We start from the raw sequence: 22593 nt of genomic DNA on the forward strand, positions 1-22593 counted from the left end.
GGCAAAAGGTTTCAGACCACGATGGTGTCAAACAGCGTGGCGGCGTCGGTGGGACGGGTCGTGCGGCGAAAGCCCACCGTGAAGGCGTTGCCCCCGATGTCGCCGCGCGGGGTGCTCAAGGTCAGCCGCTGGTAGCTGATGGAGGCCCCGTGGCGCTGGCACAGCTCCCGGCAGATGTACAGGCCCAGGCCGCTGGAGCGGCTTTCGGATGAGAAGAAGGGCTCGAAAAGGTGGCGCTCCACCGATTTATCCATGGGGGCGCCGTCGCTCCAGACCTGCAGGCTGGCCTGGCCCGACGCCGAGGTGCGGGTGGTCACCCGCAGGGAGTCCGGCTCCTGGCCCATGTAGCGCAATGCGTTGTCCAGCAGGTTCACGAGCACGCGCCGCAGGTGCTCCGTGTCGAACTCGACCTGGACCCCGCTCGCGTCCAGGCTCACCACGGCGCGGCGGCGCGCGGGGTCTTGCGCCTGCCAGTCGTTCCAGACCAGGGCCACGGCCTCGTCCAACGCCAGGGTGGAGGCGGGCGCATGGCTGATCTGGTGCTGCACGCGGGCGATGTCCAGCACTTCTTCGGCAATGCGCGCCAGGCGGTCCGCGTTCTGCTGCACCATGTGGGTCAGGCGCTTCTGCCCCGGGTCCTGCAGGTCTTCCTCCAGCAGGGCATTGGCCTGCACGATGGCCGCCAGCGGGTTGCGGATCTCGTGCGCCACGGCCGCCGACATGCGGCCCATGGCGGCGAGCTTTTCCGTGCGCAGCCGCGCTTCCATCTCGCGCAGGTCGTGCAGGAACATGACGCACAGCCGTTCGGTCCGGGCTTGGCGCGCGGCCTCGCGGGTGGAGGTGAGCCAGGTCCGCACATGCAGGCCGGTCGGGCTTTGTCCCGGGTGCAGCAGGTCGATGTCCGCGGTCTGTGGCTGCTCCTGCCGGAACGTGCGGCGCGCCAGGATGACCAGAGGCTGCCAGGGGGCTTGCGCCACCAGGGAGAGAGGCAGCTCGGGCGCGGACCCGGCAGCAAGCAGCTGCAGCCCTGCCGGGTTGGCGATGCGCACGGTATCGCTTTCGTCCACCACCAGCACACCATCGGTCAGGTTCTGGATCACCAGCGCGCTGACCTGCGCCTGCACGCGGGCGGCCATCTGGCTTTGCTGGGCCAGTTCCTGCTCCCGCGCCAGCCGGCTGGCCAGCTGGTGCACCAGGTAGCTCACGATGAAATAGCCGGTGCCGGTCAGCGCGCTTTGCAGGTAGCGGGGCGCATCGTCGCCGGTGGAACCGGTGGCCAGCCAGGCGGCCCAGCCCAGCAGCAGCAGGGTGACCGCCGCCGTGGTGCCCAGGGCCAGCGTCAGCGAGCCCAGCACGGCTGCCATGAGGATGGGCAGGCCGAACAGCGGCGTGTAGTTCATGCTGCCCGCGTGCAGCAACTGCAGCGCGGAGATGGCCGCCAGATCCACCCCGATGGAGAGCAGCCAGTGCGGGCCGGTGTGCGGCGCGGGCGGACGGTTGCGCCCCAGCACGCGCAGCACGACCGTGGCCCCGAGGTAGGCCACGCACACGCCCAGCACGGCAGGCTCGGTGGCCTGGTTGACGGCCTGGCCCACGCCCTGCAGCACCACCAGCGCCAGCGCCACCATCACGCGGCCGGTCAGGAACCCGCGCCACAGCCGCAAGAAAGGGGTGTCTGCCAGAGGCATAGGAGCGCGAAGCTGGAAAGAGGAGGAGAAAAAGCTCGGTGGAGGGCGGCGCCGGTTCCAGGCCCGGGCTCAGGCGGGTCCGCGCGCGCGGTGCTCCGCGCAGCAGTAGGGGCGGTTGCCGGCCATCAGGGCGTCGGCCTGGGGAATGTGCACGCCGCAGTGTGCGCAGGCCAGCATGGCCTGGGGCAGCGCCGGGGCCGGCGGCCGGGCGCGCTGCACGGGCGCATCCTTGGCGCGGCGGTTGCGCCACAGGCCATAGGCCACGGCCAGCACCGCCAGCAGCACCAGGTATTTCATGCGCTGCGCCCCAGGACGACTTCCAGCACAAAGCGCGAGCCCACGTAGGCCAGCAGCAGGAGCGCCGAGCCGGTGTACAGCACCCGCACGGCGCTGCGCCCGCGCCAGCCGAACCGCGCGCGCCCCAGGAGCAGGCCCGCGAACGTGATCCACGAGAGCAGGGAGAACACGGCCTTGTGGTCCCAGCGCCAGGCCTTTCCGTACAGCGTTTCTCCAAACAGCCATCCGGCCAGCAGGGTGGCGGTCAGAAGGATGAAGCCCGCGGTCACGAAGCGGAAGGTCAGGCGTTCCAGCGTGAGCAGGGGAATGCCGCTGTGCGGGTCTTCGGCGTGGCGGATGCGCTGCTCCGCGCGGGTCATGAGCCAAGCGTGCACGACGGCGGCGGCAAACAGCCCGTAGCAGGCAATCCCCAGGGCCAGGTGCAGCGGCAGCCAGGCCGAGGCGCTCACATGCAGCGGCTGGCCGGGGAACAGCAGGGCCAGCACGATGGCCAGCGCGCCCAGCGACGCCAGGACCCAGCGGGACTGCATCTGCGGGAACAGCTGCCGCTCCACCGCGTAGACCGTCAGCACGAGCCAGGCCGTCATCGACAGCGCGGGGGCAAAACCAAAGCGGGGCGCCTCGCCCCACAGGCCCCATACCAGCACGGCGCCGTGCAGCACCCAGGCCACCAGCAGCGCATTGCGCGCGGCTGCCGCGCCCAGCTGCCGGGCGGCCGCGGCGGGCACGGCATATGCCAGGGCAGCGGCCAGGGCCAACAGCCAGCTGATGGGAGAGCTACTCGGTAAAATCATGGCTGACAGTTTAGCCTTTCAGCCCCACCGCCAGCCCTTGGCGGCCTGCGCCCGCAACCGCCGCGTTGACGCTGCGCAGGCAACACCGGAACTCTCTTTATGGCCTCCGCCCTTACCGACAAACTCACGCGCCTCGTCAAGGAGATGCGCGGCCAGGCCCGCATCACCGAGTCCAACGTGCAGGACATGCTGCGCGAGGTGCGCATGGCCTTGCTGGAGGCGGACGTGGCGCTGCCCGTGGTGCGCGATTTCATCGCCCGCGTCAAGGACAAGGCGTTGGGCCAGGAGGTGCTGGGCTCGCTCAAGCCGGGGCAGACGCTGGTGTCCATCGTCAACCGCGAGCTGGCCGCGACCATGGGCGAGGGCATTTCGGACATCAACCTGGCGGCGCAGCCGCCGGCGGTGATCCTGATGGCGGGCTTGCAGGGGGCGGGCAAGACCACCACCACGGCCAAGCTGGCCAAGCACCTGATTGAAAAGCGCAAGAAGAAGGTGCTCACGGTGTCCGGCGACGTCTACCGCCCCGCCGCCATCGAGCAGCTCAAGACCGTGACCCGGCAGGCCGGCGCCGAGTGGTTCCCCAGCACCCCGGACCAGAAGCCGCTGGACATCGCCCAGGCCGCCCTCGACTACGCGCGCAAGCACTATTTCGACGTGCTGCTGGTCGACACGGCCGGCCGCCTGGCCATCGACGAAGCCTTGATGAAGGAAATCAAGGACCTGCACGCCGCGCTGAACCCGGTGGAGACCCTGTTCGTGGTGGACGCCATGCAGGGCCAGGACGCCATCAACACCGCCCGTGCCTTCAAGGAGGCGCTGCCCCTCACCGGCATCGTGCTGACCAAGCTCGACGGCGACTCACGCGGCGGTGCGGCGCTGTCGGTGCGGCAGATCACCGGCGCGCCCATCAAGTTTGCGGGCGTGTCCGAGAAGATCGACGGGCTGGAAGTGTTCGACGCCGAGCGCCACGCCGGCCGCATCCTGGGCATGGGCGACATCGTGGCCCTGGTGGAGCAGGTCACGGCCGGGGTGGACCTGGAGGCCGCCCAGAAGCTGGCGGCCAAGGTCAAAAGCGGAGATGGCTTTGACCTGAACGACTTCCTGGCCCAGATCCAGCAGATGAAGCAGATGGGCGGGCTGTCCAGCCTGATGGACAAGCTCCCGGCGCAGCTCACGGCCAAGGCCGGCGCCGTGGACATGGACAAGGCCGAGAAGGACATCCGCCGCAAGGAAGGCATCATCCAGAGCATGACGCCGCTGGAGCGCCGCAAGCCCGAGCTCATCAAGGCCACCCGCAAAAAGCGCATCGCCAGTGGTGCGGGCGTGCAGGTGCAGGAGGTCAACCGCCTGCTCAAGGAATTCGAGCAGATGCAGGGCATGATGAAGAAGATGAAGGGCGGCGGCCTCATGAAGATGATGAAGCGCATGGGCGGCATGAAAGGCCTGGGCGGCGGCGGCATGCCCAAGATGCCGTTCTGAATATTTCAAGCCTTTTTGGCATCTAGCGCCCGTCGAATAAGCGCTAGCAGCTATCAAAATATGAGCAAAAAAGAGCCGGCATGTGCCGGCTCTTTTGCATGGTGCGCGGGGCGTGCCCGCCGGCTGGCCCGTGCTTGGGGTCACGCCGCCTTCAGCGCCGGGGCCGCGAACCGGCTCGCGTGGAGCCAGGCGCGGCGCAGCACCGGGGGCGACCAGGACTCTTCGGGGATCAGCAGCAGCCGCCGCGCGCGCAGCGACTGGCCCAGCGCGATCTGGCTGGTGAGCACGGCCAGCGGAATGGCCAGGGCCAGCGGCAGGCCCACGGGCATGAGCCACAGCAGCGCGCTGCTGTCGATGGCGGCCACGCCCAGGGCCAGCAGGCCGATGACGGCGCTCATGGGGGCCAGCTGGCGCACGGCGTGGCGCCAGGGCACCGCCTGCGCTTCGCGCGGGGGCGACTTCCATTCCAGCTTCAGGCCCGTGAGGGCGATCAGCACGAACAGCGAGTGCGCCAGCATGCGGATCGGCGCCTGCAGGATGGCCAGCACGCTTTCCAGCGCGGCGCTCTTGAGCAGGCTGAAGCCGCCGCCGTACTGCTGCTGCTCGCGGCGCATGAACACGGCGGCCACGCCCAGCGCGCGGGGCAGGAACAACAGGCACAGCGTCCAGGCCCACAGCGACAGCAGCTCGGCCGGCAGCACATGCCAGTCGGCCACCAGCCGCGCGCCCGAAAGCCACAGCGCCGTGCCCAGCGTGAGGAACGCGAGCCACAGCGGGGCCGACAGGTAGGCCATGGCGCCGGTCAGGAACATGGTGCGGTGCACGGCATGGATGCCGGGCTCGGCCACCAGCTGGGCGTTTTGCAGGTTGCCCTGGCACCAGCGGCGGTCGCGTTGCAGTTCGGCCAGCAGGTCGGGCGGCTGCTGTTCGTAGCTGCCCACCAGGTCGGCCGCCAGCCACACGTGGTAGCCCGCGCGGCGCATGAGCGCGGCTTCGACGAAATCGTGCGACAGGATGCCGCCCGCGAGGCCCCCCTTGCCCTGGATGGGCGCCAGCGCGCAGTGCTGCATGAACGGCGCCACGCGGATGATCGCGTTGTGGCCCCAGTAGTGGGACTCGCCCAGCTGCCAGTACTGCATGCCCAGCGTGAACAGGCGCCCGGTCACGCGCGAGGCGAACTGCTGCGCCCGCGCGTGCAGGGTGACGTGGCCGATGGCCTGGGTGGCCGTCTGGATGATGCCGGCGGTGGGGTGCGCTTCCATCAGCTTGGCCATGGAGACGATGCAGTCGCCGCTCATCACGCTGTCGGCATCCAGCACCACCATGTAGCGGTAGTCCTTTCCCCAGCGGCGGCAGAAGTCGGCCACGTTGCCCGCCTTGCGGTGCGTGCGGCGCGCGCGCAGCCGGTAGTACACCTGCACCTGCGGCTGCTGCGCGTGCTGCGCCAGCGCGGTGCGCAGCGCCTCCCAGGCCGCGCGCTCGGCGCGAACGATGGCGGGGTCGTAGCTGTCGGACAGCACGAACACGTCGAACGTGGCGCCGTGGCCGGTGGAGGCCACCGATTCGCAGGTGGCCCGCAGGCCCGCGAAGACCGTGGCCACGTCTTCGTTGCAGATCGGCATGATGATGGCGGTGCGCGCGTCCGCGGGCAGCTCGTGCTCCAACACGCTGCGCGCTGTCAGGGCGTGCCGGTCGCCCCGCAGCATCACCCAGAACCCCATCAGCCCGGTGAGGAAGCCGGTGACGACCCAGGCCGACAGCAGCGCGAACAGGGCCACCTGGCCGTAGCCCAGCCAGGCGTTGTCGTAGTCGGGCTGGACTGCGGCAAACAAGGTGCTGGCCAGCGCCGTGGCTAGCACCGTGAGCAGCGCAAACGTCCACCGGCGCTGCCGTGCGGCGCGCTGCCAGGGTTCGGCGGGCGCAGCGGCGGCGGCCGAGGCGCCGTCTGCGCCAGTGCGGCGGCCCGTGAGCCGCAGCAGCACGGCCGTGCCCAGGCTGTTCCAGAAGCCGCGCCATGGCACGGGGACCATGGAGCCGCGGTGCAGCGGCGGGGCGGTCACGGAGTTGGGGTGGCGCTCCTCGCGCAAGGCGCTGCGCCGGCCCGTGGAGGCGGAGCTCACTCGGGAAGAAGGATGTGTGTCCATGTTTCGCTCACAGCGTGGTTGTTGTGTTGAAGAAAGGCGCGCAGCTCGACCGGCCGGTCGGCCTTGAGACGCTGCACACGAACGGTCATGCGCCACTGCCCGGTGGCGGCGTTGCGGTAGGCGATGCTCTCCAGCACCTTGCCGTTGGCATCGCTGCTCACCACCGCCTGCACGGGGGCGTTCTCCGGCAGGGCCTTGAGCGCGGGGCCGTCGAAATCGATCACGTACTGCGCCTGCTGGCGCAGGGCGTCGGGGCTCTGCTTGGTGTAGCCCATGCCGCGGCGCGACTGCGTGGTCCAGGCGCCAGGCGGGCGCTGCTGCTCATCGCCCTGCCAGCTCAGCTCGTAGGCAAACTCCAGCGGCTGGCCGGGGGCCGGCAGTTGGGCGGGCACCCAGTACGCGACGATGTTGTCGTGGGTTTCATCGGGCGTGTTCAGCTGCACCAGTTCCACCCGGCCCGCACCCCAGTCGTGCAGCGGCCGCACCCAGGCGCTGGGCCGGCGTTCGTACCGGGCTTCCACGTCCTCGTAGCTGGACCACTGGCGGTCGCGCTGCATCAGCCCGAAGCCCTTGGGGTTCTTGGTGGCGAACGAGGTCACCAGCGTCTGCTGCGGATTTTGCAGCGGGCGCCACAGCCACTCGCCCTCGCCCGTGGCCACCATCAGGCCGTCGGAGTCGTGCACCTCCGGCCGGAAATCCTCCTTGCGCGGCTGGTTCTCGCCAAAGAAGAACATGCTGGTCAGCGGCGCGATGCCCAGGGTGGCAATGGGTTTGCCGGCGCCCGGGCGCACGAAGATCCGGCTGCGCACCGTGGTGGTGGTGTGCACGCCCGGCTGGATGTCGAAGCGGAAGGCGCCGGTGGCGCGGGGAGAGTCCAGCAGCGCGTACACCGTCACCTGGGTGGCCAGCGGCTCCGGGCGCACCAGCCAGAACTCCGTGAAGCGCGGAAACTCTTCGCCGCGGCCGCCCACGGTGTCGATGGCCAGGCCCCGCGCCGACAGCCCGTATTGCTGGCCCTTGCCCAGGGCACGGAAATAGCTGGCGCCCTGAAAAACCACCAGCTCGTCCTTGTACGCGCTGGTGTTGAGGTGGTTGTGCAGGCGGAACCCCGCAAAGCCCAGGTCGCCCCAGGCCTTGGGGTTCAGCGTGTTCTTGCCGTAGTCGAAGTCGGCCCGGTCGTAGGCGACGTGGCGCACGCCCTGGGGCGTGACTTCGTTGATCAGCACCGGCTCCTTCTGGTACAGGCCCAGGTGGAAGAACATGGCCTCGAAGGGCAGCTTCTCGGCGCGCCACAGCGCCCGTTCGGGCCGCCAGCGGATGTCGCGTACGCCGTCGTAGTCCAGCCGCGCCAGGTCGGCCGGCAGTTTGTCGCTGGCTGCGCGGTACGGCTGGGCCGCACGCTCGCGGGCCAGGCGCGTGACGCTCTCGAAATCAAAGCCCTGCGCATGGGCCGTGGCGCCGGTCCACAGCACCAGGGCCACCGCCCAGGCGGGCCGTGCCAGCAGGCGCCGCGGGCGCAGGAGACGGGAGAAAACAGCTTGCATGCCTGACCCAGGGCAAACCCTGTGCCAGGTTCAAAAAGCGCTTTGAAATCAATCGGTTAGCGCTGGCTCTGCATGTAAGCAGTTGTGCGGCGCGCTCCCGGGCGTCTGCGGGGGCGGTTTTTGTCGTGGTTCAGCGACAGGCGGTCAGTCGCGGACAAAAAAACCCCAGCTAAATCAACGGCTTAGTCGTGTCGCTCGGTGGCGACATCGTCGCCGTCGCCCGCGTCGGCCTTGAAATGGCCGGGCGTCAGCGCGTGCTTTTGCAGCAGGCGGTAGAACTCGGTGCGGTTGCGTTGCGCCAGCCGCGCGGCGTCGGCCACATTGCCGTCGGTCATCTTGAGCAGCCCCACCAGGTAGTCGCGCTCAAAGCGCTGGCGCGCCTCCGCAAAGCTGAGGACCTGCGTGGACGGCGTGCGCAGCGCGCGCTGCACCAGCGTCAGGGGCACCAGCGGCGTGGTGGACAGGGCACACACCTGCTCCACCACGTTGTAGAGCTGGCGCACATTGCCGGGCCAGGCTGCGGTCGTCAGGGCCTTGAGCGCCTCGGGCGCAAAGCCCGACAGGCGCTTGTCGTACTTGCGCGCGAGCTTGTCCAGGAAATGGTTCGCCAGCAGGGCGATGTCTTCACGCCGGTCCGCCAGCGGGGGCAGCGCCAGCGTGACCACGTTGAGCCGGTAGTACAGGTCTTCGCGGAACTGGGCGGCTGCCATGGCCGCCTCCAGGTCGCGGTGGGTGGCCGAGATGATGCGCACGTTCACGGGGATGGACTGGCTGGCGCCCACGGGCCGCACGGCCCGCTCCTGCAGCACCCGCAGCAGCTTGACCTGCAGCGCCGGGGGCATGTCCCCGATCTCATCCAGCAGCAGCGTGCCGCCGTCGGCGGCCTGGAACAGCCCCTTGTGGTTGCTCACGGCGTCGGTAAAGGCTCCCTTGACGTGGCCGAACAGCTCGGATTCAAGCAAGGTCTCGGGGATGGCACCGCAGTTCACGGCCACAAACGGGTGGCGCGCGCGCGGGCTGGCCCGGTGGATGGCCTGGGCCAGCAGTTCCTTGCCGGTTCCGCTGTCGCCCAGCAGCAGCACGCTGGCATCGGACTGGGCGACCATGTAGGCCTCGGCCAGCAGGTCGGTCATGCGGGTGGAACGGCTCACGATGTCAGCGCGCCAGGCTTCGTTGGCCTGGGCGTGGGTGACCGCCGGGGCGCTCAGGGCCAGCGCCTGCGCGATTTTCTCCAGCAGGTCCTTGCCGTCGTAGGGCTTGGTCAGGTAGGTGAACACCCCGCGCGACGTGGCTTCCACCGCATCGGGAATGGTGCCGTGGGCGGTGAGCAGGATGACCGGCAGGGACGGGTGCCGCGACCGCACCTCGTCAAACAGCGCCAGCCCGTCGCGGCCCGGCAGGCGCACGTCGCTCAGCACCAGCTGCGGGCGGGCGATGTCGAGCTGGGCCAGGGCCGCCTCGGCCGAACCCACGGCCACTACCTCGTACCCCGCCGCCTGCAGGCGCAGCGACAGCAGGCGGAGCATGTCCGCATCGTCGTCCACCACCAGGATGCGGGCCGAGGGCGTTGCGCGGGAGGGAGCGTGGGCTGCGGGCATGGGTCTGGGCGTCGGGCAGGTGGCTGGGCGGTCGTCAGGGCGCGGGGCGCTGCGGGCTGCTGCCCGCGGGTGCGGGCGGGGTGGCCGGCAGCGCCGCAGGGCGGGTGGTCAGGCTGCGTTCGATGGCGCGCACGGCCTCCAGGCGTTCGTTGAGCTGGTCGTTGCGCCGCTGGGCATCGCGCAGCTGCTGGGTTTGGCGCTCCAGCTGGTCTTCCAGGCGGCGCTGCTGCAGCAGGCGCGCTTCCATCAGCCGTGCCAGCGGGTGCAGGGCTTGCGCGGGCGCGGTGCTGTTGCCGAGCACGCGCTGCACCAGGCCGAGCGCACGCGCCGTGTCCACCGGCTGGCGGGTCTGCGCGAGCGCGGTGGCCAGCAGCAGCGGGGTGTCGGGCGCTGCGTCCTCGGCCTCGCCCAGGCGGGCCACTTCGCGGGCCAGCTCTGCCGGCGGCAGGCGCAGGACGCGGTCGCTGTAGGCCAGCACCTGTTCCACCGCGGTCCCGGCCTGCGGGGCCGGCGCCGCGGGCGGGCGGGCGGCGTCGGGGGCCGGTGCAGCCGCAGGCTCGGCCGTCGCAGCGGCGGCGGTTCCCTGTGCGGCCGGTTCGGCCGTGGCGGCCGGCGCGGGCGCGGGCACGGGTGGCGCCGCACGGGGGGCCGTGGCATGGCAGCCCGCGAGCAGCAGGGCGGCTGCCAGCAGCAGGCCCCGGCCGGGGCCGGCCGGCGTGGCCGCGTGGGGTGGAAGGCAATCAGGCGGCATGCGGTAGTTCCATGCGAAAGAAGGAGTGCACGCCCTCTTCGACCAGCCGCACGCGGCCGCCGTGGGCGACAACGTACTCCTGGACGATGGACAGCCCGATGCCGGTGCCACGCACCGCGCCCTCGGGTTGGCGCACGCCCCGGTAAAAGGGCTCGAAGACGCGGTCGCGGTCGGCCTGGGCCACGCCCGGGCCCTGGTCCGATACGTCCACGAACACCCAGTCATTGTGGCGCGAGAGGGTCAGCCGCACCGTTCCCCCCTTGGGGGAGAAACGGATAGCGTTGGACAGCAGGTTGCTCACGGCGGAGGCGATTTTCTCGGCATCGATCTGCAGGGTCACCGGCGTGCCTTCCACCAGCACCCGCAGCCCCCGCGCCTGCCACTGCAGCCGCTGCGCCTCGACCTGGGCTTCGAGCAGGGCCAGCAGGTCGGTGTCCTGGCGCCGCAGCTGCCGGGCTTCGAAGGCCGCGGCGTTGAACCGCAGCAGGGCCTCGATCTCCTCCTGCAGCACCAGCGTGTTGTGGTGCAGGATCTGCGCCACCTCGCGCTGCCCGGCGTTGAGCTCGCCCGTCACCCCGTCCTGCAGCAGTGCCACGCCCTCGCGCAGCGCGGCCAGCGGGGTCTTGAGTTCGTGCGACACATGGCGCAGGAAACGGGCCTTGTCCGCGTCCAGCTCCAGCAGCCGCAGGCGCAGCCACTCCAGCTGCTGGCCCACGCGCCGCACGTCGTCCGGGCCGTAGATGGCCACGGGCGCCTCCAGCTGGTTCTCGCCCAGGCGGCGTATGGCGCGTTCCAGCCGCTTGAACGGGCGGGCCAGCCAGATGCCCAGCGCCAGGGCCAGCACCAGCGCCAGCACGATCACGCCCACCACCTGGTGCGTCACGCTGCGACGGCTGGCTTCCAGCCGGTCCTGCAGCTCGCGGATGCGCTGGGTGTTCAGCTCCTGCACCGACTGGGCGATGGCCGCATGCAGCGCTTCCAGCGACACGAACTCCTCCGCAACCCGCTGTTCGTTCTCCAGCGCACGGTCGGGCGCGGCGTCCAGCAGCGCCTTGACGGCGTCGAGATGGGTGTGCCACGCGGCGGACTGGTCCTGCGCCAGCCCGCCCTTGCGCAACTGCTCCAGCAGGCCCGCGGCCTCCACCGCCATCTCGTCGAAGCTGCGGCGCAGTGGCGCGTCGCGCAGCACCAGGGACTGCCGGGCCGCGCGCTCCAGGGCCTGGCCGCGCTGGCTGAGCGCCTGGGCCGCGCTGCTGAGCGCGGTGGCCTGCGCGGCGCCCAGGCGGCTTTGCAGCATGAGCTGTTCCAGCGTGTACAAGGCGCGCAGCGAACTCACGCCCAGCAGCCCCGCAATCAGCAGGAAGGCCAGCAGCAGCAACTGCTGGAAGGACAAGCCATGCAGCCACCCTTCGGGGCGCGTGCGGGGCGGGGTGGGCGGGGACGTCTCCACAGGGCGGCGCTGAAGGGAGAGGGGCGGCGGCTGCTGTTGCTGCTGCGGCGGCGTGCTCAGCCCGCCAGGGCGGCGGCGTCGCCCTGCGCGTGCGGCTGCACCACGTCACCGCGCAGCGTGTAGGCCTTGGCTTCGGTGATGTGCACGTCCACCATCTGGCCCACCAGGCGCGGGTGGCCCGCAAAGTTGACCACGCGGTTGCACTCCGTGCGGCCCATGAGTTCGTGGGCGTCGCGCTTGGACGTGCCTTCCACCAGGATGCGCTGCACGGTGCCCACGCGGCTTTCGCTGATGGCCTTGATGTTGGCGTTGATGACCGCCTGCAGCTCCTGCAGGCGGCGCAGCTTCACGTCGTGCGGCGTGTCGTCGTACAGGCCCGCCGCGGGCGTACCGGGGCGCGGGCTGAAGATGAAGCTGAAGCTGTTGTCGAAGTGGATGTCGTCGATCAGCTTCATCATCTTGCGGAAGTCGTCCTCGGTCTCGCCGGGGAAGCCGACGATGAAGTCGCTGCTCATGGCCAGGTCGGGGCGGATGGCGCGCAGCTTGCGCACCGTGCTCTTGTATTCCATGGCGGTGTAGCCGCGCTTCATGGCCATCAGGATGCGGTCGCTGCCGTGCTGCACGGGCAGGTGCAGGTGGCTGGCGAGCTTGGGAATCCGGGCGTAGGCGTCAATGAGCCGGGGCGTGAACTCGTTGGGGTGGCTGGTGGTGTAGCGGATGCGCTCGATGCCCGGAATGTCCGCCACGTACTCCAGCAGCAGGGCGAAGTCGGCCACCTCGGCGGTGCCGCCCATCTTGCCCAGGTAGGCGTTCACGTTCTGGCCCAGCAGGGTGACTTCCTTCACGCCCTGGTCGGCCAGGCCCGCCACCTCCACCAGCACGTCGTCAAACGGGCGGCTCACCTCTTCGCCGCGGGTGTAGGGCACCACGCAGTAGCTGCAGTACTTGCTGCAGCCTTCCATGATGGAGACAAAGGCGCTGGCGCCCTCCACGCGCGCCGGCGGCAGGTGGTCGAACTTCTCGATCTCCGGGAAGCTGATGTCCACTTGCGGCTTGTCCTGCTGCTCGCGCTGGTTCAGCATCTCCGGCAGGCGGTGCAGCGTTTGCGGGCCGAACACCACGTCCACATACGGCGCGCGCTTGATGATCTCCGCGCCCTCCTGGCTGGCCACGCAGCCCCCCACCCCGATCTTCACGCCGCGCGCCTTCAGGTGCTTGATGCGGCCCAGGTCGCTGAACACCTTTTCCTGCGCCTTTTCGCGCACGGAGCAGGTGTTGAAGAGGATCAGGTCGGCCTCGTCCACGTTCTGCGTGGGCTCGTAGCCCTGGGCCGCGCCCAGCACGTCGGCCATCTTGTCCGAGTCGTACTCGTTCATCTGGCAGCCGAAGGTTTTGATGAAGACTTTTTTGGCCATGGCGGGCTCGCAATCGGGCAATCGGAAAGAAACAACAGGACGGCACGCCGCAGCGCACCGCCGGTACGGGGCCGCCCGCGCGCCCGTGGGCGGGGCGCGGCGGCTGCGCGGTCGGGGCTTACTTCTGGACGGGGTCGGACTCGGCGCGGAAGTTCCGCTCGACCGTGTCGCTGCCCTTGCGGGGCTGTTCGGCTTCGCCCTGCGTGAGGATCCACGCGGTCAGCAGCATGCCGGTGCTGTTTTCGATGACGTAGTTCACCTTGTAGCTCTGGCCCAGCACGGAGTGGATCATCACCAGCGTGTTCTGGGGGCTCAGCAGGCGCATGCCGGGGGCCATGCGGATGGTGCGGCCGTTGAGCGTGGCTTCGGTCGCCGAATTGAGGGTCAGGTTGCCGCGCAGGGCCGCATCCGGGAACGTGCGCACGCCGCCAAGCCCGGGCTGGACCTGGGCGGCCGCGGGCAGGGCGCACAGGGCGAGCGCGCAAGCCAGCCCGGCGAGAAGCCCGCGGGACTGGGGAGCGAGGGAAAGGACGGGGCGCGAGGTCGTGGTGCAGCGGTTCATGGTGTACATCCAGGGGCTGAAGCAGCGATTCTAAGAGGGGGCGCGGCGGCGGGCGGAGGCCGGGGTAGGGTCAAAAAAGATAGCGGCTTGCGCTTGACTGGAGCCGGACTCAAGGCCTTTTTGTGCCAGAAACCAGCGTCAACAAGCGGCAGCCGCTCTTCTTTTTGAAGCAGCGCCCCAAGAAAAAAACCCACAGTGCGCAGGCACTGTGGGTTGGTATGTGGTGGTGGTACCGGGACTTGAACCTGGGACATCAGCATTATGAATGCTGCGCTCTAACCAACTGAGCTATACCACCGAAGCCGCAAATTATAGAACAGAATTTATTGGTGCGTAAAGTTCGCTGCGCGCTTATTCATGAAGGCGTCCATGCCTTCCTTCTGGTCCTGGGTGGCGAACAGGGCGTGGAAGAGGCGGCGCTCGAACATCACGCCGTCGGAGAGGGTGCCTTCGAAGGCGCGGTTCACCGATTCCTTGGCGGCCATCACGGCGATCTGGGAGAACCCGGCAATCGCCAGGGCGGCGCCCAGCGCCTCGTCCATGAGCTTGTCGTAGGGCACGACCCGGCTGACCAGCCCGGCGCGCTCGGCCTCGGCCGCGTCCATCATGCGGCCCGTCAGGGCCATGTCCATGGCCTTGGCCTTGCCCACCGCGCGCGGCAGGCGCTGCGTGCCGCCGGCACCGGGAATCACGCCCAGCTTGATCTCGGGCTGGCCGAACCGGGCGTTGTCCGCGGCGATGATGAAGTCGCACATCATCGCCAGCTCGCAGCCGCCGCCCAGGGCAAAGCCGCTCACCGCGGCGATCACGGGCTTGCGGATGGAGCGGATGGTCTCCCAGTTGCGGGTGATGTAGTCGCCCTTGTACGTGTCCGCAAAGGTGTACTTGGCCATGGCGCCGATGTCCGCGCCGGCGGCAAACGCCTTTTCGCTGCCGGTGAGGATGGTGCAGCCGATCTTTTCGTCCGCATCGAAGGCCTGGAGCGCCGCGCCCAGCTCGTTCATCAGCTGGTCGTTCAGTGCATTCAGCTGTTTGGGGCGGTTGAGCGTGATGACGCCGACCTTGTCCGCTTCGACGCGGACCTCGATGGTTTCGTAGGCCATGGGATCTCCTGGGTTTATAGGGGTTGTGACAGCCGAACGACTATACCCAAGGCCGGCCGGCCGCCCCCGGCGTAGGTAGAACACCGTAGGGCACCGGCGGTGCCGTGCGCCGCTGCCGGAACGGGACCGGCGCAGCGGCGAACGCAAGCGCCTGCGCCTCAGCCCAGCCAGCGCTGCAGGGCGGCGGTGTCGCTGACCGACAGGCTGACGGTGTCGGGCGTGTTCGGCGCGGCCGCGGTGGTGGTCGCCTTGGCGGCCTTGGCCGTCTTGGCGGCGCTGCGCTGGGGCTTTCGCGCAGCGGCCTGGGGGCCGTGGCCGGGCAGTTCCAGCGCCAGGCGCAGCAGCCGCCCGTCGCGGGCCACCAGGGCGGTCACGGTGGCTGCCGTGCCGGCATAGAAGGCCACGTCGTCCAGCTTGCTGATGCGCCATCCCTGGCCGTCGGCCTCCAGCCCCAGCCACTCGTCGCCGGGCACCATGCCGGCCTTTTCGGCCAGCCCGCCGCGCAGCACGGTCTTGATGTGCACGCTGTGGGTTTCCGACACCCGCAGCCCCAGGCGCTGCGCCCACTGCGGCGCCTCGGCCTTGAGCTGCACGCCGTGCGCCTGCAGCAGCTCGGCCAGGGGCAGTTCGGCGGTGCTGTGCACCCATTGGTCCAGTTCCGCATCGAACGGCCGGCCTGCCAGGTCTTGCAGCACGGCCCGCAGGTCGGCCTCGGTCACGGGGCCGCCCCGGCTGCGCGTCCACAGCATCCGCAGGGCTTCGTCCAGGCTGGCCCGGCCGCCGGCACCGCCGCTGCTGCGCAGCGCCAGGTCCAGGCACAGGGCCACCAGCGAACCCTTGGTGTAGTAGCTCACCGTCGCGTTCGGGGTGTTCTCGTCCTGGCGGTAGTACTTGACCCAGGCGTCGAAACTGGCCTGCGCCACCGTCTGCACGAAGCGGCCGGGGGTCTGCAGCACCTGGTTGACCGTCTTGGTGATGAGCCGCAGGTAGGTTGCGTCGTCGATCAGGCCGGCGCGGCGCAGCAGCAGGTCGTCGTAGTAGCTCGTGAAGCCCTCGAAAAACCACAGCAGCCCGGTGTAGTTCTCGCGCGCATAGTCGTAGGTGGCGAACTCGGCCGGACGCAGGCGCTTGACGTTCCAGGTGTGGAAATACTCGTGGCTGATCAGCCCCAGCAGCGTGGTGTAGCCCTCGCTGGCGCGGGCTTCGCCCACGCGCGGCAGGTCGCGCCGGCCGCAGATCAGCGCGGTGGAGTTGCGGTGCTCCAGGCCGCCATAGCCGTCGCCCACGGCATTGAGCAGGAACAGGTAGTTCTTGAACGGCGGCTTGCCCTCGCCGTGCCAGAAGCGGATGGCGGTCTCGCAGACCTTGCGCGCGTCGTCCAGCAGGCGCTTGCCGTCAAACGACGGCGCCGCGCCGGCCACCACGAAGCGGTGGGGCACGCCGCACGCGGTGAAGCGTCCCACCCAGAACGTCCCCATTTCCACCGGGCAGTCGACCAGCTCGTCATAGTTCGCCGCGGCATACAGGCCGAAGCCCTTGCGGTCCACCTGCAGCGCGGACAGGCCGGTGGCCGCGGACCATTCGGCCGTGGCGGGCGTGCGGGCGATCTCCAGCGTGTGGCGCAGGGCTTCCTGCCCGTGCACGCGCAGGCACAGGCTGGTGCCGTTGAAGAACCCGCGCGATGCATCGAGCCAGGCCGTGCGCACCGAGGTGTCGTAGGCGCAGACCGCATAGGTCAGCACCAAGGGGGCGCCGGCCGTGCAGTCGGCCTGCCAGCGGTGCTTGTCCAGCTGGGTCAGCCGCACGGCGGCCCGGCCCTGGGTGGCCCGCAGCTCCTGCAGGTTCTTGGAAAACTCCCGCACCAGATAGCTGCCCGGAATCCAGACCGGCAGCGAAACTTCCTGCCCCGGCGCGGGCCGCGCGATGGTCAGCGTGATGCGGAACAGGTGGGCCAGGACATCCGAGGGCTCCACACGGTAGTGAACGCCGGCGGGGGCTTTGGGCGGGCGGGAAGTAGGCATGCGGAGGCGGCGGTTCGGGCGGGCCGGCCGAAGCGGACGGCCGGAGGGCGGGCAAGGACCGCAGGCGGCGCGTGTGCCGCGGTCCGCGCTGGATCAGTTGGTGGCGGTCGGCTCGGTGCCTGCGCCGGCTTCTGCGAGCCGCTTTTCCACGTCCTTGGCGCCGATGGCGCCGGGCACGCGGGCTCCGTTGGCAAAAATCAGGGTCGGCGTTCCGGTAATCTTGTGCTTGCGGCCCAGGGCCAGATTGCGCTGCAGCGCGCCGGTGTCGCAGCTCGCGGCGGGCGCGGCCTTGTCGCGCACCATCTGGTCCTGCCAGGCGGTCACCGGGTCTTTGGAGCACCAGATGTTGCGCGATTTCTCGGCGGAGTCCGGGCTCAGGATGGGGTACAGGAACAGGTACACCGTCACGTTGTCCACGTTCTGCAGGTCGCGCTCAAAGCGCTTGCAGTAGCCGCAGTTGGGGTCTTCAAACACAGCCACCTTGCGCTTGCCGTCGCCGCGCACGATGGTGATCGCGTCCTTGAAGGGCAGCGCGGCAAAGTTGATGGCGGTGAGCTTGGTGATGCGGTCTTCGGTCAGGTTGCGGCGCACCTTGGTGTCGATCAGCTCGCCCTGGATCACGTAGTCGCCCTTGGCGTCGGTATAGAACAGATCCGTCCCGATGCGCACTTCGTACAGGCCCTTCATGGCCGTCGGGCGCACCTCGTCGATCTTGTCCATCTGGGGAATGCGCTCGGCGAGCGCCTTGCGGATGTCCGCTTCTTGCGCGGAAGCGGCAAAACCGCAAGCCAGGGTGGCGGCGGCGATCAGGGAGGGGATCAGTTTCATGGAGTTCTCATTCAACGTTGGGGGCTCTGCAGGGAGTCCGCCGAGGGATCAATAGTTTCCCATGGCCTGCCGGGCCACGAAATTCTTCAGGAGGCTGCTGCGCTCGAAACCCTTCATGCCCCAGTTGCGCAGCGATTGCAGCGCGCCTTCGGGCCGGGAGAAAAGCTGCTGCAGGCCGTCCGTGGCCAGCCCCATGGGCACCAGGGCCGCCTTGCGCTCCCGCTCGTACTGCCGCAGCAGGCGCAGATCGGCCACGCTGCGCCAGTAATCCCTGCCGTGCAGCGTGCGGGCGAGTGCGCGGGCATCGGCCAAGCCCAGGTTCAGGCCCTGGCCGGCCAGCGGATGCACATTGTGCGCGGCGTCGCCGGCCAACACCCAGCTGCGCGCGGCCTTGCCGCCCGCCGGGGGCAGGCTGCCGCACCAGCGGTCGGCGCGGGCCAGCTGCAGGGGCCAGGCGGCGCGTTCGGCGCTCAGCGCCAGCGTGCCGAGGGCATGCTGGCTGGCCTCGCCCAGCCGCTGGGCGAAGTCCTCGGGCGACAGCGCCAGCAGCGGCGCGGCCTCGCCTTGCGGCACGGACCAGACGACGGCCACCGAATGCCCCTGCGGCCCGCCCAGGGGCAGGAACGCCAGGATCCCGTCGGGCAGGAACCACTGCCGGGCTACCTGCCCGTGCGGGCGCTCGCACTGCAGCCGGGTGGCGATGGCGTGCTGCGGATACGGCGTGACGTGGAAGGTGGCGCCAAATTCTTCGCGGGTGCTGCTGGCGCGCCCTTCGCACACCACCGTCAGCGCGGCCGGCACCGGGGCCGCCACCACTTCCACCTGGGGCTGGTAGCGCACGGCTTCGGCCAGGCGGGCCTCCAGGGCCGGGACATCCACGATCCAGGTCAGGGCGTCCACCCCCTGCGTGGCGGCGTCAAAGTGCACGGCGCCGTCCTGATCACCCTGCACGTGCATGGACCGCACGGCGGTGGCATGTTCGGCGTCTGGCCAGCTGCGCAGCGATTCGAGCAGCTGCCGCGACGCCGCATTCAGCGCATAGGCCCGGACGTCCGACAGGGCCGGGCCCGCGGCGCCGGGCACCGCCACCAGGGCCACTTTCAGCCGCTCGCGGGCCAGCAGCAGGGCCAGGGTCTTGCCCACAATGCCGCCGCCGCGAATACAGATATCAAAGGTTTGGGCCATGGGCGCATTGTAGGAGGGGCCTTCGCGCGGCGGTGGCAGAGCACAATCGGGCTCCGTCCCCCGCGAGGACGGCTGTGTGTAGAGCGTAGAGGAGCCACGCCGCGTGACCTTTCCCACCGATTCCGACCTGTCCGGCACCATTGCCCGCCTGTTCGTGTACCCCGTCAAATCCTGCGCCGGCATTGAGGTGCAGGAAGCCTTGCTCACCGAAACCGGGCTGGACCTGGACCGTGCCTGGATGGTGGTGGATGCCGAAGGCAATTTCCTGACGCAGCGCGCGCTGCCCCGCATGGCCCTGGTCCGGCCGCAGCTCAAGAGCGACGAGATGGTGTTGCGTGCCCCGGGCATGCTGGCCTTGCATGTGGCGCTCGACGCCGTGGAGGCGCCCGCCACCGTGACCGTGTGGCGCGACACCGTCCCCGCCTGGGACATGGGCGCCGTGGCGGCCCAGTGGTTCACGGACTTTCTGGGGCAGCCCTGCCGGCTGGTGCGCTTTGATCCCGAGCACCGGCGGCTGTCCAGCCTGGAGTGGACCGGCGGCATCGAGGCGCCCAACCAGTTTGCGGACGGGTTTCCGCTGCTGGTGGCGAGCGAGGCGTCGATGGACGAGCTCAATGCGCGCCTGCAGGCCGCGGGGCATGCCCCGGTGGGCATCGAGCGGTTCCGGCCCAACGTGGTGCTGGGCGGGGTGGATGCCCATGATGAAGACCGGGTGGACCTGCTGCGCCTGGACGATGCCGCTGGCGAAGTCCACCTGCAGCCGGTGAAGCCCTGTTCGCGCTGCCCCATTCCAGACATTGATCCCGCCACGGCCGAACGCTCGGCCAGCGTGGGCGCCACCTTGCGCACCTACCGGCAGGACAAGCGGCTGGACGGCGCCATCACCTTCGGCATGAACGCCATCGTGCGGCAGGGCGCGGGCCAGGTGCTGCGGGTGGGCCAGCGCGTGGCGGCGGACCTGCGTTTCGAGTAGCGGGCGGGCCACGCCAACGGGTGGGACATGCCGGCCCCGTAAAATCAGCGGTTTGTCCCCGAATTCCCAGAAAGCCACGCCATGAGCCTCCAATGCGGCATCGTGGGCCTGCCCAATGTTGGCAAGTCCACCCTTTTCAATGCGCTGACCAAGGCCGGCATCGCCGCCGAAAACTACCCCTTCTGCACCATTGAGCCCAACACCGGCGTGGTGGAGGTGCCGGATCCGCGCCTGCAGCAGCTGGCCGAAATCATCCACCCCGAGCGCATCGTCCCCGCCATCGTCGAGTTCGTGGACATCGCGGGCCTGGTCGCGGGCGCTTCCAAGGGTGAAGGCCTGGGCAACCAGTTCCTGGCGCACATCCGCGAGACCGACGCCATCGTGAACGTGGTGCGTTGCTTTGAAGACCCCAACGTGATCCACGTGGCGGGCCGCGTGGACCCCATTGCCGACATCGAGGTCATCCAGACCGAGCTGTGCCTGGCCGACCTGGGCACGGTCGAGAAGGCGCTGAACCGCTACAGCAAGGCGGCCAAGTCGGGCAACGACAAGGAAGCGGCCAAGCTTGTCTCGCTGCTCACGCCCATCCAGGCGGCGCTCAACGAAGGCAAGCCGGCCCGCAGCGTCCCGGTGAGCAAGGAGGACGCTCCGCTACTCAAGCAGTTCTGCCTGATCACCGCCAAGCCGGCGATGTTCGTGGGCAACGTGAGCGAGGACGGGTTCGACAACAACCCGCTGCTCGAGCGCCTCAAGGAATACGCCGCCGGCCAGGGCGCGCCGGTGGTGGCCATCTGCGCCAAGATCGAGGCCGAAATGGCCGAGATGAGCGACGAGGACCGCGACATGTTCCTGCAGGAAATGGGCCTGGAAGAGCCTGGCCTGAACCGCCTGATCCGCGCGGGCTTCAGCCTGCTGGGGCTGCAGACCTATTTCACGGCCGGCGTGAAGGAAGTGCGCGCCTGGACCATCCACGTGGGCGACACGGCACCGCAGGCCGCCGGGGTCATCCACGGCGACTTCGAGCGCGGCTTCATCCGGGCCCAGACCATTGCGTTCGATGACTTCATCACCTACAAGGGCGAGCAGGGCGCCAAGGACGCGGGGAAGATGCGCGCCGAAGGCAAGGAGTACGTGGTCAAGGACGGCGACGTCCTGAACTTCCTGTTCAACGTCTAGGAGTCTGCGCGGCAGAAGGCATCGAAGCGAAACGCGCGAAAACCGAGGATCGCGTGGTGCTAGCGACAAGCCCAGGGTGGCCCCCTGGGCGCAGGAGGTAGCACCGCGCGAGACCGGTTTATCGCGCGTTGCAGCCGATGCTCCTTCTGCCGAGCAGACTCCTAGCCCCCCGGCCGCCGCTGGGCGACTCGCGACCGGCCGCGGTGCCGGGACGCACTCGCAACACGGAGAAGCCCGCGCATTTTTTGCCCAAGATGCGCGGGCTTGTTTGTCAGGGGTCAACGCCGGCTGGGATGTCGCTGTGGTGAAATGCCCCTTCTACGAACTGGGGCTTGTGCCCGCCTCTCCGCATGTTTTTTCGTCGCAAGAATCCGTTTTCGGCGACGGACGCTTTCCCGCTGTCCGAAGCTGTCATGGAGTTCGATGACTCGTCTTCCGTGGCCGTGCGGCCTGCCCGCCGGGCCATGGACGGGATGGGGCCGCAGGGCGGGCAGAGTGCCGTGCGGCAATGGCTGCAGGCGGGGGGGCTGATCAGTTTGTACGTGCTGGCGCTGGCCGGCTTTGTCGCCCTGGGGGTGGTGGAGTTGCGGGTGCTGGCGGCGCTGTGCGCGCTGGTGGCCCTGGGGTGCGGCGTGTTCTGGGTCGTGTTCAGCACCGGCCTGTACAAGAAGGTGCGCCACCGGCACCTCAAGCTGGCCATGGTGGCGACGGCCATGGCGGCCATGCTGGGCGTGGCCTACCTTGCGCCGGTCACCCAGATTCTGCTGGCGCCCTTTGCCTTCGTGGCCGTGGCCTACGGCATCTTCACGGTGCCGCGCACGGCGCTGCTGGCACTCACGGGCGGCCTGCTGGCGCTGTACGGGGTGGTGGTGGGCCTGCACGCGGTGCAGCAGCCCGGCGGTGCGCTGCTGCGCCTGGGCATGCTGCACTGGCTGGCGCTGGCCCTGTCGTTGCCGGCTTTCATCGTGCTCATGGGACGGGTGCAGCGCCTGTACCGCAGCCTTTACCACGCCAGCCGCAAGATCAAGAACATCCAGGAAGACGCGCAGCGCGACCCGCTGCTCGGGTGCTTCAACCGCCGCTACATCCTGGCGGCGCTGGAAGAGCAGAAGCAGCTGGCGGACGAGAGCGGCATTCCGCTGTGCCTGGCGGTGCTAGACCTGGATCACTTCAAGCGCATCAACGACGAGCTCGGCCACCTGGAGGGGGATGAGGTGCTGCGCGGCTTTGCCCGCATTGCGCAGCAAGGGGTGCGCGGCGGCGACGTGTTCGGCCGCTATGGGGGCGAAGAGTTCTTGCTGATCTTCCCCGCCACCACGCTGCTGCCCGCGCTCAACACCTGCGAACGCATCCGCGCCCAGGTGGAGAACCATGCCTGGAGCGGGCTGCTCAAGGGGCGCGTCACCGTCTCGGTGGGCGTCACCCAGTACGTGATGGGCGAGTCGGTGCTGGAGTTCTTCTCGCGGGCCGATACCGCCATGTACCTGGCCAAGGAGGGCGGGCGCAACCAGGTGGTGGTCGAAGAGCCCGTGGCGCGCGACGATTCGCTGCTGCCCGAAGCGGCGGGCGCCGCCTGACGGCGCGC

The 22593-nt window shown here is 69.4% G+C and carries 18 protein-coding genes and 1 tRNA gene; 4 read left to right on the forward strand and 15 right to left on the reverse strand.

Translation table 11 applies throughout. From position 1 onward, the window contains the following. Nucleotides 1-11: 11 nt before the first annotated feature. The 3 genes from LWW96_RS19820 to ccsA form a co-directional block, all read right to left on the reverse strand. Nucleotides 12-1688, reverse strand: a complete 1677-nt coding sequence (locus tag LWW96_RS19820) for a HAMP domain-containing sensor histidine kinase (protein ID WP_291489584.1) — start codon at nt 1686-1688, stop codon at nt 12-14. A 69-nt stretch (nt 1689-1757) separates the two neighbouring features. Beyond that, nucleotides 1758-1985, reverse strand: coding sequence for a PP0621 family protein (locus LWW96_RS19825; RefSeq protein WP_291489585.1), 228 nt, complete (start codon nt 1983-1985; stop codon nt 1758-1760). Further along, a complete protein-coding gene (gene ccsA / locus LWW96_RS19830) occupies nt 1982-2779 on the reverse strand; it encodes a cytochrome c biogenesis protein CcsA (protein ID WP_291489586.1) in 798 nt (265 codons plus the stop codon). The genes LWW96_RS19825 and ccsA overlap by 4 nt, the downstream gene beginning before the upstream one ends. A 99-nt stretch (nt 2780-2878) precedes the next feature. Here ccsA and ffh point away from each other — a divergent pair, with 99 nt between their 5' ends. Beyond that, nucleotides 2879-4258 (forward strand): signal recognition particle protein, encoded by a 1380-nt coding sequence (gene ffh, locus LWW96_RS19835; protein ID WP_291489587.1) that lies wholly within the window; start codon nt 2879-2881, stop codon nt 4256-4258. 140 nt (nt 4259-4398) lie between these two features. Here the strand turns inward: ffh and mdoH are convergent, their stop codons facing one another. From mdoH to LWW96_RS19895, 12 genes are all read right to left on the reverse strand, one after another. Beyond that, nucleotides 4399-6402, reverse strand: a complete 2004-nt coding sequence (mdoH, locus tag LWW96_RS19840; RefSeq protein WP_291489588.1) for a glucans biosynthesis glucosyltransferase MdoH — start codon at nt 6400-6402, stop codon at nt 4399-4401. Next, the gene (locus tag LWW96_RS19845) at nt 6375-7946 is read right to left on the reverse strand and encodes a glucan biosynthesis protein G (RefSeq protein ID WP_291489589.1); all 1572 of its coding nucleotides are present in this window, start codon (nt 7944-7946) and stop codon (nt 6375-6377) included. Before LWW96_RS19845 ends, mdoH begins: the two co-directional genes overlap by 28 nt. 182 nt (nt 7947-8128) lie before the next feature. Then, the gene (locus tag LWW96_RS19850) at nt 8129-9544 is read right to left on the reverse strand and encodes a sigma 54-interacting transcriptional regulator (RefSeq protein ID WP_291489590.1); all 1416 of its coding nucleotides are present in this window, start codon (nt 9542-9544) and stop codon (nt 8129-8131) included. Nucleotides 9545-9578: 34 nt separating this feature from the next. Beyond that, on the reverse strand, nt 9579-10295 hold the full coding sequence (locus LWW96_RS19855; protein ID WP_291489591.1) for a hypothetical protein: 717 nt from the start codon (nt 10293-10295) through the stop codon (nt 9579-9581). Further along, the gene (locus tag LWW96_RS19860; RefSeq protein WP_291489592.1) at nt 10285-11745 is read right to left on the reverse strand and encodes an ATP-binding protein; all 1461 of its coding nucleotides are present in this window, start codon (nt 11743-11745) and stop codon (nt 10285-10287) included. The genes LWW96_RS19855 and LWW96_RS19860 overlap by 11 nt, the downstream gene beginning before the upstream one ends. Before the next feature lie 56 nt (nt 11746-11801). Then, nucleotides 11802-13160: a tRNA (N6-isopentenyl adenosine(37)-C2)-methylthiotransferase MiaB gene (gene miaB, locus LWW96_RS19865; RefSeq protein WP_291489593.1), complete on the reverse strand. Its 1359-nt coding sequence runs from the start codon at nt 13158-13160 to the stop codon at nt 11802-11804. 118 nt (nt 13161-13278) lie between these two features. After that, the gene (locus LWW96_RS19870; RefSeq protein WP_291489594.1) at nt 13279-13722 is read right to left on the reverse strand and encodes a hypothetical protein; all 444 of its coding nucleotides are present in this window, start codon (nt 13720-13722) and stop codon (nt 13279-13281) included. A gap of 221 nt (nt 13723-13943) precedes the next feature. After that, a tRNA-Met gene (locus LWW96_RS19875) sits at nt 13944-14020 on the reverse strand. A gap of 25 nt (nt 14021-14045) precedes the next feature. Beyond that, the gene (locus tag LWW96_RS19880) at nt 14046-14825 is read right to left on the reverse strand and encodes an enoyl-CoA hydratase (RefSeq protein ID WP_291489595.1); all 780 of its coding nucleotides are present in this window, start codon (nt 14823-14825) and stop codon (nt 14046-14048) included. A gap of 158 nt (nt 14826-14983) precedes the next feature. Continuing rightward, nucleotides 14984-16846 carry a peptidase M61 gene (locus LWW96_RS19885; protein WP_291489596.1) on the reverse strand — a complete coding sequence of 621 codons (1863 nt, stop codon included), beginning with the start codon at nt 16844-16846 and terminating at the stop codon, nt 14984-14986. A gap of 93 nt (nt 16847-16939) precedes the next feature. Then, nucleotides 16940-17674: a DsbC family protein gene (locus LWW96_RS19890; RefSeq protein ID WP_291489597.1), complete on the reverse strand. Its 735-nt coding sequence runs from the start codon at nt 17672-17674 to the stop codon at nt 16940-16942. Nucleotides 17675-17722: 48 nt separating this feature from the next. Beyond that, on the reverse strand, nt 17723-18859 hold the full coding sequence (locus LWW96_RS19895) for an FAD-dependent monooxygenase (RefSeq protein ID WP_291489598.1): 1137 nt from the start codon (nt 18857-18859) through the stop codon (nt 17723-17725). A 103-nt stretch (nt 18860-18962) separates the two neighbouring features. Between LWW96_RS19895 and LWW96_RS19900 the strand changes: the two genes are divergently transcribed. The 3 genes from LWW96_RS19900 (at nt 18963) to LWW96_RS19910 (ending at nt 22585) form a co-directional block, all read left to right on the forward strand. Then, nucleotides 18963-19832, forward strand: a complete 870-nt coding sequence (locus LWW96_RS19900) for an MOSC N-terminal beta barrel domain-containing protein (protein WP_291489599.1) — start codon at nt 18963-18965, stop codon at nt 19830-19832. Nucleotides 19833-19913: 81 nt separating this feature from the next. Next, on the forward strand, nt 19914-21008 hold the full coding sequence (gene ychF, locus LWW96_RS19905) for a redox-regulated ATPase YchF (RefSeq protein ID WP_291489600.1): 1095 nt from the start codon (nt 19914-19916) through the stop codon (nt 21006-21008). A gap of 350 nt (nt 21009-21358) precedes the next feature. After that, complete coding sequence (locus LWW96_RS19910) at nt 21359-22585, forward strand: GGDEF domain-containing protein (protein ID WP_291489601.1); 1227 nt, start codon at nt 21359-21361, stop codon at nt 22583-22585. Nucleotides 22586-22593: the final 8 nt, after the last annotated feature.

The organism is Acidovorax sp. (assembly GCF_021287135.1).
GTDB lineage: Bacteria > Pseudomonadota > Gammaproteobacteria > Burkholderiales > Burkholderiaceae_C > Acidovorax.